This is a genomic window from Micromonospora sp. NPDC007271 (assembly GCF_040634005.1).
GTDB lineage: Bacteria > Actinomycetota > Actinomycetes > Mycobacteriales > Micromonosporaceae > Micromonospora.
On sequence record NZ_JBEYER010000152.1, the window covers coordinates 1 to 11,527 of the forward strand.

The following is an 11,527-nucleotide window of genomic DNA, read 5'->3' on the forward strand; positions in this document are numbered from 1 at the left end:
GCGAATACGTTCAGTAGTCGCACCGGTGCGAGGTGAATGGCATCGACGCTACGGCCCGGCCGACAAGTCGATCATCAGACGAGTGGCGGAAGTTTCCCCCGGCAGCTCCTACGGCTGTCGCGGCCCCGGTACACCGGCCAATATGGACACGCTCCCAGCCGGCAGCACGGCGACCGTTTCTGGCCGGACCAGGGCCCGCACCGGTCCCGATCCGGCCGCCGCGCCGCCGGTGGCTACGGCCGGGCCACGACACTCCACACCAGACCTGACGCGAGACCCACCACGAGGCTGAGCGCGGCCGCCACCACGGCAAGTCGCGCCGACCAGGGCCGCCCTTCGTTCGGCGGCGCCACCTCCCCGATCCCCGGCGGCGCCTGCCGATGACCGCGAAAGGCCGCAGCGATCCACCGCAGGTAGTAGAACAGGCTGATCACCGTATTGACGAACACGACGACCGCCAGCCAGGCGTAGCCGGCGTCCCACGCGGCCGTCGCGGTGGTGAGTTTGCCGACGAACACGGCGGTCGGCGGCGTGCCGACAAGACCGAGCAACGCCACCAGAAGGGCCGCGGCCAGCCACGGCCGCCCGGTGCCCAGACCGCGCCAGTCGGCGAGGTTCCGGCGCCGCGGCAGGGCGGCACTGACGGCGAACGCCGCGATGTTGGTCACCGTGTAGCCGGTGAGGTAGCCGAGCAACGAGGGTAGGGCGAGGCCGCTGCGGCCGGCCGCCACGACCGGTACGAGCAGGAAACCGACCTGGCTGACGGTCGACCACCCGAGCAGCCGCCGGGGGTCGGGCTGCCAGTAGGCCGCGAGGTTGCCCAACGTCATGCTCGCCACCGCGAGTGCCGCGACCAGCGCCGGCCATGACGACGACGCGGGAAGGACGCTGGCGAGGCGGTAGATCGCCACCAGTGCGCCGATCTTGGGGACCGTGGTGAGGAAGGTCGCCGCCGTGGCGTTGGCTGCCTCGGCCGCGTCGGGCACCCAGAAGTGGCCGGGCACCCCGCCGGCCTTGAACATCAGTCCGGAGATCACGGCAACGGCCGCGACCGTCACCGCCGCCCGCGGCGCCCCGGCGAGCCGGTCGGTGAGTTCGACGTAGGTGGTGCCGCCGGTGAGCCCGGACAGGACGGTCACCCCGAGCAGCAGGAGGACGCCGAACAAGACACCCGCCAGGTACGCCTTCATGGTCGCCTCGGCGCTTCCGGGAGTGCGCGCGAGACCGATCAGCGCGTAGAGCGGGATGCTGGTCAACAGGAACCCGACGGCGAGGACGAGCAGGTCGTTCGCGCCGGCGAGCAGCACGGCGCCGGTGGTGGCGAAGAGCAGCAGCGCGTACGTCTCGCTCTCCCGCGCGCTGCCGGCGATCTCGTCGGCGGCGACGGCCAGGACGAGCAGGGTGCCCGACGCCGCAAGGATGCGGGCGACCCCGGTGGCGGTGTCGATGGCGTACGAGTCGGCAAAGGCGGTCGTCGCCGGCGCCCGCAGCGGCAACGCCGCCGCGACGATCGTGGCGACGATCGTGGCGACGAGCACCACAACGGTGAAGATCCGAACGGGCCACTGCCGCTGGCGTGGCAGGAAGGAGCCGCCGATCAGGGCGGTGAGCGCTCCGGCGGCCAGCAGCAGCTCGGGGAGCAGCAACAGCGGGCGCATCCGCGTCTCCACGGGTCACCGCCCGAGCTGGCCGACGACCGCGTGTGCGGCGGGTTCGATGACGTCGAGCAGCGGGCGCGGCACGACCCCGATCAGCAGGGAGAGCAGCAGCAGCGGGCCCACCGACCACAGTTCGCGGGCCCGCAGGTCGGTGAAGCCGAGCGACCTGCCGACGGTCTCGCCGGTGAGGACGCGTTGCAGCGCGCGGAGGAACAGCGCCGCCGTGACCACGATGCCGAGTACCACGACGGCGGTGACGGGTGCGGCGGCGATGCTGCCGGTGAAGATCTGGAACTCGGCGATGAAGCCGGAGAAGGCGGGCAGTCCGAGGGAGGCGAAGGCCCCCACGGCGAACAGCGCCGCGAAGGCCGGCGCGGGCGCGGCGAGGCCGCCGAAGTCGTGCATGTCGTACGTGCGGGCGCGGTCGTTGAGGACGCCGGCGAGCAGGAACAGGGCACCGGTGATCAGGCCGTGGCTGACCATCTGGGTGACCGCGCCGGCAACCGCCACGCCGCGGGCCGGCGCGGTGTCGGCGGCGACCAGGCCGGCGACACCGGCGGCGAGGATGACGTAACCCATGTGGTTGACCGACGTGTAGGCGATCATGCGCTTGACGTTGGTCTGGGCCAGCGCCACGAGCGCCCCGTAGATCACCGACACGACGCCGATGACGGTCACCACCCCGGCCCAGGTCCGCCAGGCCTGCGGCAGCATCGGCATCGCGACCCGGACGAAGCCGTAGGCGCCCATCTTCAGCAGCACCCCCGCGAGGACCGCCGAGCCGACGGCGGGAGCGTCGGTGTGCGCGGGCGGCAGCCAGGTGTGGAACGGCACGGCCGGTGTCTTGACCACCAGGCCGAGCAGGATCGCCGCGAGCACCAGTCCCCCGGCGAGGGGTCGGCCCTGCAGCGGCGGCGCGGCGGCCAGTTGCGTCATGTCGAAGGTGTGCGGGTCGGCGGCGACGTACAGGCCGATGAAGCCGACCAGCAGCGCCAGGGAGCCGAGGAAGGTGTAGAGAAAGAACTTCAGCGCGGAACGTCCTCGATCGCCGTGGCCCCAGCCGGCGATGACGAAGTACATGCCGACGATGGACAGGTCGAAGAAGACGAAGAAGAGGATCAGGTCGGCGGCGACGAAGAGGCCGAGGTTGACGCTCTGCAGGAACAGGAACAGCGCCGCCTGGCCACGGGGACGGTGCTGTTCGCGCAGCGCGTACACGGCGCAGGCCAGATAGATCACTCCGGTCATCGCCACCAGGGGCAGCGACAGCCCGTCCACCCCGACGTGGTAGCTGCTGTGCACGCCGGGAATCCAGGCCGCCTGCTCGGCGAAGGCCAACTGCCCGGGCGGCGGCGTGTCGTAGCGCAGCCACAGCACGGCGATCAGCCCGAGGTCGACGGCCGCCACGGCGACCCAGGTCCAGCGCGCCGGTGCGTCGCCGAGACGCGGCACGGCAGCCAACGCCGCGGCGGCGACCAGCGGCAGGAAGACGACCAGGCTGAGCAAGCTCATCCCCACCCGACGAGAACGACGACCACGACGACGAGCACGATCACGGCCTGCAGGTAGTACTGGTGCAGTCGCCCGGTCTGCGGCCGGCGGGCAAGCCGTCCCAGCCGGCGGGTCCCGGCGGCGAACCGTTCCACGGCGGCGTCGACCCAGCGGTCGTCGACCAGGCCGGCCAATCGGGCCAGGCGCAGCGACCCGGCCGAGACGAGCCCGACGCCACGGTCGAGCACCCGGTCGTCGAAGCGGGCCAGGGCGTCGGCGCAGCGGAGGGCGGGCCGGACGAACAGCACCCGCGCGGCAGCCTCCAACCCGAGCCAGCGCAGTGCCCACCGCGGCTCCGGCGGCGGGCGGCGGGTGACCAGCAGGACGACGGCCAGGGCGATCACCGCCGAGATCGCCAGCTCGGCCCAGGGGACGTGGAACCCGCCGGACTGCCCGACGGCCCGGGCGACCACGGCACCGACCGGCGGAAGCACCAGCAGACCCGCGGTGGCGGCGCACACCGCGAGGAGCACCAGCGGCGCCTGTCGGGGGCCGCTGATCCCGGGACTGTCGCCCTCGCGGCGGTACGTGCCGCCAGCGGTGTCGCCCTCGCGGCGGTAGGTGCCGCCAGCGCCGCGCCGACCGGCGGGCGCCCGCGACCAGATGACCACGAGCAGCTTGCCGGCGTACGCGGCCGACAACGCCGACGCCGCCAGACCGACCGCGTACAACCACGGCGACTCTTCGAGGACCCGTGCCAGGACGACGTCCTTGGTCGCCCACAGTGACAGCGGCGGGATCCCGGCGAGCGCCAGCGCCCCGACGGTGGCGGACCAGCCGACCGACCGCCACCGGACGGCGACTCCGGTCAGCCCGGCGAGCCGTGCGGTGCCGAGCGCGGCCAGCCACCCGCCGACCGCCAGGAACAGCAGCGCCTTGGTGACCGCGTGCGCGATCAGCTGGGCGGCACCGCCGGCCACCGCGTCGGCGCCGGCGGCCAGCACCACGAACCCGAGCTGGGCGGAGGTGGAGGCGGCCAGCAGCTGCTTGACGTCCCGCTGGGCGACCGCCACCGCGCCGAGCAGCAGAGCCGTCAGGGCCCCCGCCCACATGGCCAGCGGAGCGGCCCAGCCGGTCGCGGCGAGCAGGGGCCGCACCCGCAGCAGCAGGTAGCCGCCCAGGGCCACCATCGCCGCCGAGTGCAGGAGCGCGCTGACCGGGCTCGGGCCGGCCATCGCCCGGGACAGCCAGAACGAGAACGGCAGTTGCGCGGCTTTGCCGAGCGCGGCGACGAGGATCCCGGCGGCGATGACGTGCCGCCATCCCGGGCTGCCGTGCGCCAGATCGGCCAGGGCCAGACCCGCGCCACCGGCCAGCGCGGCTCCCGCGGCGACGTACAGGCCCAGGTCGGCCGACCGGGTGGTGAGGAAAGCCGTCAGGCCGGCCGACACCCGGTCCTCGGCACGCCACCAGAACCCGATCAGCGCGTACGAGGCGGCGCCCATGATCTCCCACGCGAACAGCAGGGTGGGCAGCGTAGCCGCGACGACGGTGAGCGTGGCGGAGGCGGCGAACAGCAGCATCAGGCCGTGGAAGCGGGCCCGGGACCGCCGGATCTCCCCGGCCGCGGCGGCCAGCACCACCAGGGTCACCACGGCGAGCATGGGCGTGAGCAGCGCGGCGAGGCCGTCGACGGTAAGCGCGAAGTCGACACCGGCCAGGAACGGCACCGACACGCTCGGCCGGGCCACCGCGACCGCGACCGACGCGGCCACGGAGGCCGCGGCGACCGTGAGCGAGAGCGGTACGGCGATCGGCTCCGCGCGCCGGATCATGGCCAGCCCGACGCCCACCGCCGCCGGACCGACCACCAGTGACCACAGGGCCGCCTGCGCGAGGTGGCTCATCCGGACAGGTCCGCGGCCTGGTCGGTCAGGTCGGTGCGGCGCACCCGGTGCAGGTGGGTGGCCACGGCGAAGCCGACCGTCATCTCCACGGTCATCGCGGCGATGACGACCAGCAGCAGCACCTGCCCGGACGGGACCGGGGCGAGGTACCACCAGAAGGCGGCGCCGGCCAGGATGAGGCCGTTGAGCATCAGCTCCAGTCCCATCATCACCATGACCACCACCTGCTGGGAGAGCGCCCCGTACAGGCCGACGCTGAACAGCGCCGCCGCCACCAGCAGCACCGTCTGCAGGATCATCGGCCGACACCGCCCGGCTGCGGGTCGTCGGCCCGGCGGCGGCGCAGGTCGTCGCCGAACCGGTCGTAGCGGGTCCGGTGGGCGGCCAGCACGACGCCGGCAACGACGGTGACCGCCATGACCACGCCAACAGCCGACATGACCAGCATCTTCGGGCCCATCAGCTCCTCCCCCAGCGCGGCCGTGACGTCCGTGGGCGGGCTGCCACGCCGAGCGGGCCAGGGCACGAGCAGGATCCCGGCGGCGAGGAGCACGAACACCCCGCCCGACACGGCCAGAGCGGCGCGGTTGTCGTGCACCATGCTCATCGGCATCAGCGCCGGGTTCATGCCCATGAACATGACCATGTAGACGGCCATGACGGCCATCTCCATGACCATCATCAGGATCGTCACCACACCGACGTAGTGCTGCTGCATCAGCAGCACCTGCAGGCCGACGGCGACGAACGACAGGGCGAGGGAGTAGCTGGCCCGGGCCATCGAGTCGACGATGAACACGGCGGCGCCGGCGAGCACGGCGACGACCGCCAGGGCCCAGAACACGACGTGGGTGACCACCTCAACCCCCTCCCGTCGCCACGAGCGCGACGACCAGGTCCTGCACCAGCACCGCGGGAAGCAGCACCAGCCACCCGGCCTCCAGGAACGAGTCCGGCCGGACCGCGGGCAGGCGGCGGCGTAGCCACACGAACACGCCCAGCAGGGCGGACGCCTTGACCAGCACCCAGGCCCAGCCGGGCAGCACTGGGCCGGCGCCACCGCCGAGGAACATCGGCACCGCGAACGCCGACCCGGCGGCGAGCAGCGCGTACCGGCCGCCCAGGAACAGCAGACGGTCGACCCCCGACAGCTCGGCGGTCACGCCGCCCGCCACGTCGGCCCCGACGGCCGGGGAGAACGGCCCCCACACCGCGATCGCCAGGACCCCGGTGCAGAAGACGACGAAGGCCACCGGCATCCAGACCACGAACCACAGGTCCCGTTGGGCGGCGGCGACCGTCCCGACGTTCAGAGTCGACGCGCCGACCGCGGGTGCCACCAGCGCGAACATCAGCGGCAGCTCGTACGCCAGCCCGTGGGCGAGGAAGCGGTAACCGCCGACCAGGGAGTGCGCCGAGTTGGCGCCCCAACCGGTCAGCCACACGAACGCCCACGCCAGCACGTCCAGGGCGTTGACCCAGACCACCCCGACGTCGAGGTCGACCAGGGCCCAGTCACCCAATGGCACCACCGTGGTGATCAGCAACGCCATCACCAGCAGCCCGGCCCCGCCGATCCGCCACAACAGCCGGTCCGCCGCGACCGTGACCCGCCGCCGCTGCCGCATCAGCCGGGTCACCTCCCCGAACGGCCGGCTCAGCCCGGCCGGACCGGCTCCGGTCGCCCGGGCCGTCAGGAACCCGTCGAGCGCGGCGGCGGCGACCGCCAGCAGTCCGAGGAGCCCGGCGGCAGCCACCGCCCAGCCGGCGGGGACCACGGTGACCGTGGGGTCAGCCAAGGTTCACCTCCGCGTTCGCCGCGAACGGGTCGAGGTCGAGACTGGCGACGATGAGCCGGGCGGTGGCGACGTCCCACCCGCGTACCAGGTCCGGGATCGCCTCGACGGGTGCCCCGCGCGGTCGATTCGGGGGACGCCGGTCGGCGAGGCACCCGGCGGCGCGGTCGAGCATGGCGAGCAGCCGGTCGCGGACGTCGCCGCCCAGGCTTGCCGGTAGGCCGTGGTGGGCGAGCTCGGGCGCGGCCAGCGGGCCGATCCGGCGCAGCGACCAGCGCAGCAACCACGACCGGTCCACGATGCGACGGAGCCGGTCGAGCTCCCCCGCCGGCCGGTCAAGGCCGGCGGTGAACAGCAGGGCGTCGCGGATCCGGCGTGCGCGGGCGGCGGCGTCGTCCCAACCGGCGAGTCCCAGCAGGCTGGCGACGTTGTCGCAGCGTCGGGCGGCGAACCGCCGGAGGGCGTCGCCGCCGTCCGGCTCTGCCGCCGTCGTGGTCGACTCGTCGGCGCCGACCAGCGTGATCTCCGCGTCGACGATCACGTCGCCCTGCAGCGCGCAGCGCAGCACGAGACCGCCCGGCCAGTACGCCAGGACCGGGCCGAGCCGCAGATGCAGGACGTCCATGGCGAGGCCGTCCCGGTCCTGACCACCGGCGGCGAGCGGGATGCCGGCGGGAGCCACGGCCATGCCGTGCCCCATGCCGGCGTGCCCCGTGCCCTCGTGCCCCGTGCCCTCGTGCCCCGTGCCGCCCTGATGGCCATGTGCCGCATCACCATCGCGGGTGTGCCCGCCGTTCGGCCGCTGGCCGTCCGCGGACCGGTCACGGCTGTCGACCCGCTGCGCTGCGGTGTCCCGCAGGTTCGCCGCCGCCGCGTCGAGGGCGACGAGGACCGCGCGCGGAGAGTCGACCTCGACGCGGGTTCGTGGACCGGGCAGTTGCTCCCACAACTGTGCCAGCGGTCGCCGCAGATCCGGTCCGGGCGGGCCACACACCGCCAGGATGTCGGCGTCTCCCGGCGACCGGGCGAGCCGCCAGCCCCGAACGAGGACCTGCCGCTCGACCGCGACGCGGGTCATCCAGTGCCCGGGCACCTCCGCCGCCAGCACGTGCGCGTGCCGGACGGCGGCCCGGGCCAGCGCGTCGGTCAGACCCACCGCAGTGCGCCTTCCCGCCAGGCCCACCCCACGGCCACGAAGACCCCGCCGAGGAAGACGAACATCTCCACGATCGCCGTGCCCCCCAGCCGGCCGACGACCACCGACCACGGATACATGAACAGCATCTCCACGTCGAAGGCGAGGAAGATCAGCGTCGCCAGGTACCACCGGACGTGGAAGCGCGACAGCGCGTGCTCCGCGGGCCGCCATCCGGACTGGAAAGGCAGGCTCTCCAGCGGCGGGGAGGCGGTCGCCAGCGCGCGGTGAGCCAGGTACAGGCCGGCGACGACGAACGCGGCCACCAGCGCCATGCTCGCTGCCCCCGCGTACATTCCGCTCCCGTCCGCGCGTGCTTCCCGGCCTGCTTCCCGCGGTCGCGGCTCGGGGCGCCTGCCCGCAGTCGGTCGCCCGCGGGTGGGCTACGACGAGCACCGCCGCTGCTGGCTCCAACGGCGCCGACTCCCGCGACGACACGGCCGCCGACGGTTTGATCGGAATCCGTAGCGCGCAGACCCCCGGCTTCAGCCGTGGGGTTAGCGCGTCCACTTTGCACGACAGTAGATAGCGCAGCCACCCGCAAGGCACGCGGCATGAACACCCCGCAGCCACGGGAATACCCCGCCTTCCAGGCGTGGGGAGGATGTCAAGCGACGGTATGATGCCGATCGACGCCTGGCTGAGCCGGGCGCAGACCAACCCGGGGTCGTCCTCAGTAGGAGGTGCTCGTGCGGCGAGGTGACGAGACGGTGGCGGATCAGCACCAGCCGGCATCTGCGGAGATCGATGCCAGCGTGCCGCACTCGGCCAGGATCTACGACTACTGGCTGGGCGGTAAGGACAACTTCGCCGCCGACCGGGCAGTGGCGGAGGCGCTGGCGACGGCGATCCCCACGATCCGGGCCATGGCCGCCGAGAACCGCCACTTCGTGCACCGCGTGGCGCGCTACCTCGTCGGGCAGGCAGGTGTGCGCCAGTTCCTCGACATCGGCACCGGCATCCCGACGCGGCCGAACCTGCACGAGGTCGCCCAGCAGATCGCCCCCGAAACCCGGGTGGTCTACGTCGACAACGACCCGATCGTGCTGGTCCACGCGCGCGCCCTGATGATCAGCACCGAGCAGGGGCGCAGCGAGTACATCCACGCCGACCTGCGTGAGCCGGAGAAGATCCTCCAGGACCCGGCACTGACCGGCACACTCGACCTCGACCAGCCGGTCGCCCTGACCTTGATCGCGATCCTGATGCTGCTCGCCGATACCGACGACCCGTGGGGCAAGGTCCGGGTACTGATGGACGCCCTGCCCTCGGGCAGCTACGTGGCCATCACCCACCCCACCGGAGACTTCGACCCGGAGGCGATGGCGGCCGCGGTCTCGTCGGCCGCGAAGGGTGGCATGACGCTCGTGCCCAGGAGCCGGGCCGAGGTGGCGCGCCTCTTCGACGGTTGGGAACTGATCGAGCCCGGGATCGTGCCGGTGATGGCCTGGCAGCCCGACAACGCGCCGAGCGACCCGCACGCCGCCTACTACTGGGCCGGAGTCGCCCGCAAGCCCTGATTGGTCGTGCACGCACTGCCCCGCTCGTTCGGCACCGGGACGGCAGGGTCGGCGTAGCGACCCTGGACCACCCACGCGGGTGAACCGTGACACGCCACCCTCGGCCCCCGATCATGCCAGGGTGCCGCCTTGAGCAATATATCGATAGCGTGCTATTTTACGCGAGGAGTCGAGGGCACGCTTCCGTTCGTGGTCACCGGTTGTTCGAAGGGTGCCGGGTCTGATCCCGGCCGACGTTCGGTGACCCGGCCGAGCCGTACCGGTCGGGCGTCCCGCCTTCCCCGCGCGTCCGGGTCCGGCCTGTCTCGTGCTGCCCATTCCTTCACCGCCGTCGTCAGCCCGCCGGAGCCCAGTCGTGTCCCGGTGCGGTCCGGCACGGACCGCACCGCTCCGCCGACGACGCCCGCTCCGCCGCGTGCCGGCGCACCCCGACCATCACGGAAGGACCTCGATGCGCCCCACATGGAAAGGCAGGGCCGTGCTGCTCGCGGCCACGGCAGGACTGGTCACCGCCGCCGGAGTCGTGACCATGCCCGCGCGAGCCGCCGTTGCCGGCTGCTCGGTCACCTACACGGTGTCCGCACAGTGGCAGGGTGGCTTCGGCGCGAACATCACCGTCACCAACCTGGGGGATCCGGTCAACGGCTGGACCCTCGCCTGGTCCTTCGCTGCGGGTCAGACCGTCACCCAGTTCTGGAACGCCACCGTCACACAGAACGGCGCGCAGGTCAGAGCCATGAACGTCGACTACAACGCGTCCATCGGCACCAACGCCAGCGTGTCGTTCGGCTTCAACGGCTCCTGGAGCGGCAGCAACCCCGCGCCGACGAGCTTCGCGCTCAACGGGATCACCTGCACCGGCGGCGCAGGCACCCCGCCGCCGACCACGACGCCGCCGCCGACCACCCCACCCCCGGGCGGCAGCCTGCCGAGCACCTTCCGGTGGACCTCCAGCGGCCCGCTGATCGGCCCGAAGTCGGACGGCCGTGGCATCGCCGGGATCAAGGACCCGTCGGTCGTGTACCACAACGGCAAGTACCACGTCTTCGCCAGCACCGCGCAGTCGTCCGGCTACAACCTCGTCTACACCAGCTTCACCGACTGGTCCCAGGCTGGCTCGGCGGCCTTCTACTACCTCGACCAGTCCCCGATCGGCACCGGATATCGCGCCGCGCCGCAGGTGTTCTACTTCGCTCCGCAGCGACTGTGGTACCTGGTCTATCAGACCGGCAACGCGTCCTACTCCACCAACCCGGACATCAGCAATCCCGCCGGGTGGAGCGCGCCGAAGAACTTCTACAGCGGCATGCCCGACATCATCCGGCAGAACATCGGCAACGGCTACTGGGTCGACATGTGGGTGATCTGCGACAGCAGCAACTGCTACCTGTTCTCCTCCGACGACAACGGCCACCTCTACCGGTCGCAGACGACGCTGGCGCAGTTCCCGAACGGGATGACCAACACCGTGATCGCGATGCAGGACAGCAACCGTAACCGGCTGTTCGAGGCGTCCAACGTCTATCGGGTGGGCAACCAGTACCTGCTGCTCGTCGAGGCGATCGGCACCGACGGGCGCCGCTACTTCCGCTCGTGGGCCGCGCCGGCCGTCACCGGGCCCTGGCAACCGTTGGCCGACAGCGAGAGCAATCCCTTCGCCCGGGCCAACAACGTCACGTTCAGCGGCACCGCCTGGACCCGCGACATCAGCCACGGCGAGATGATCCGCAGCGGCTACGACCAGACCCTGACGATCAGCCCGTGCAACCTGCGCTACCTGTACCAGGGCCTGGACCCCGACGCCGGTGGCGACTACAACGGCCTGCCCTGGCGCCTCGGTCTGCTGACCCAGGCCAACTCCACCTGCTGAACGAAGCGCGCCGGGGGCTGGCCGGTCCGGCCCCGCCGGCAAGTCGCACTTCCTCCGGTTGCTGGCCTGCGGTGGCACCGACCCGGACCC

At 72.4% G+C, this 11,527-nt stretch carries 10 protein-coding genes; 2 read left to right on the forward strand and 8 right to left on the reverse strand.

Annotated elements, in window-relative coordinates; genetic code table 11:
• Window positions 1-233 precede the first annotated feature (233 nt).
• The 8 genes from ABZ570_RS32055 to ABZ570_RS32090 are packed head-to-tail and all read right to left on the reverse strand — an operon-like array spanning window position 234 to window position 8,322.
• Window positions 234-1,658 carry a proton-conducting transporter membrane subunit gene (locus ABZ570_RS32055; protein ID WP_358071617.1) on the reverse strand — a complete coding sequence of 475 codons (1,425 nt, stop codon included), beginning with the start codon at window positions 1,656-1,658 and terminating at the stop codon, window positions 234-236.
• Between the two features lie 15 nt (window positions 1,659-1,673).
• Window positions 1,674-3,164, reverse strand: a complete 1,491-nt coding sequence (locus tag ABZ570_RS32060; RefSeq protein WP_358071633.1) for an NADH-quinone oxidoreductase subunit M — start codon at window positions 3,162-3,164, stop codon at window positions 1,674-1,676.
• Between the two features lie 2 nt (window positions 3,165-3,166).
• Window positions 3,167-5,056, reverse strand: a complete 1,890-nt coding sequence (locus ABZ570_RS32065; protein WP_358071619.1) for a proton-conducting transporter membrane subunit — start codon at window positions 5,054-5,056, stop codon at window positions 3,167-3,169.
• Window positions 5,053-5,355 (reverse strand): NADH-quinone oxidoreductase subunit K, encoded by a 303-nt coding sequence (locus ABZ570_RS32070; protein WP_358071621.1) that lies wholly within the window; start codon window positions 5,353-5,355, stop codon window positions 5,053-5,055. Before ABZ570_RS32070 ends, ABZ570_RS32065 begins: the two co-directional genes overlap by 4 nt.
• The gene (locus ABZ570_RS32075) at window positions 5,352-5,915 is read right to left on the reverse strand and encodes an NADH-quinone oxidoreductase subunit J (protein ID WP_358071623.1); all 564 of its coding nucleotides are present in this window, start codon (window positions 5,913-5,915) and stop codon (window positions 5,352-5,354) included. The genes ABZ570_RS32070 and ABZ570_RS32075 overlap by 4 nt, the downstream gene beginning before the upstream one ends.
• Before the next feature lies 1 nt (window position 5,916).
• Window positions 5,917-6,855, reverse strand: coding sequence for a complex I subunit 1 family protein (locus ABZ570_RS32080; protein ID WP_358071625.1), 939 nt, complete (start codon window positions 6,853-6,855; stop codon window positions 5,917-5,919).
• The gene (locus ABZ570_RS32085; protein ID WP_358071627.1) at window positions 6,848-8,008 is read right to left on the reverse strand and encodes a hypothetical protein; all 1,161 of its coding nucleotides are present in this window, start codon (window positions 8,006-8,008) and stop codon (window positions 6,848-6,850) included. The genes ABZ570_RS32080 and ABZ570_RS32085 overlap by 8 nt, the downstream gene beginning before the upstream one ends.
• The gene (locus ABZ570_RS32090) at window positions 7,999-8,322 is read right to left on the reverse strand and encodes an NADH-quinone oxidoreductase subunit A (RefSeq protein WP_358071629.1); all 324 of its coding nucleotides are present in this window, start codon (window positions 8,320-8,322) and stop codon (window positions 7,999-8,001) included. The genes ABZ570_RS32085 and ABZ570_RS32090 overlap by 10 nt, the downstream gene beginning before the upstream one ends.
• 435 nt (window positions 8,323-8,757) lie before the next feature.
• On the opposite strand from ABZ570_RS32090, the gene ABZ570_RS32095 reads away from it, so the two are divergent.
• Together ABZ570_RS32095 and ABZ570_RS32100 are read left to right on the forward strand one after the other, a co-directional pair.
• Entirely contained in the window at window positions 8,758-9,567 is an 810-nt protein-coding gene (locus ABZ570_RS32095; RefSeq protein ID WP_358071634.1) for an SAM-dependent methyltransferase, read from the forward strand.
• 451 nt (window positions 9,568-10,018) lie between these two features.
• Window positions 10,019-11,437, forward strand: a complete 1,419-nt coding sequence (locus ABZ570_RS32100; RefSeq protein ID WP_358071631.1) for a non-reducing end alpha-L-arabinofuranosidase family hydrolase — start codon at window positions 10,019-10,021, stop codon at window positions 11,435-11,437.
• Window positions 11,438-11,527: the final 90 nt, after the last annotated feature.

What these genes read in the sequence shown, in the direction of transcription:
- ABZ570_RS32055 (WP_358071617.1), bottom strand. Translation starts at nt 1,658, where the DNA reads ATGCGCCCGCTGTTGCTGCTCCCCGAGCTGCTGCTGGCCGCCGGAGCG.
- ABZ570_RS32065 (WP_358071619.1), bottom strand. Translation starts at nt 5,056, where the DNA reads ATGAGCCACCTCGCGCAGGCGGCCCTGTGGTCACTGGTGGTCGGTCCG.
- ABZ570_RS32070 (WP_358071621.1), bottom strand. Translation starts at nt 5,355, where the DNA reads ATGATCCTGCAGACGGTGCTGCTGGTGGCGGCGGCGCTGTTCAGCGTC.
- ABZ570_RS32090 (WP_358071629.1), bottom strand. Translation starts at nt 8,322, where the DNA reads ATGGCGCTGGTGGCCGCGTTCGTCGTCGCCGGCCTGTACCTGGCTCAC.
- ABZ570_RS32100 (WP_358071631.1), top strand. Translation starts at nt 10,019, where the DNA reads ATGCGCCCCACATGGAAAGGCAGGGCCGTGCTGCTCGCGGCCACGGCA.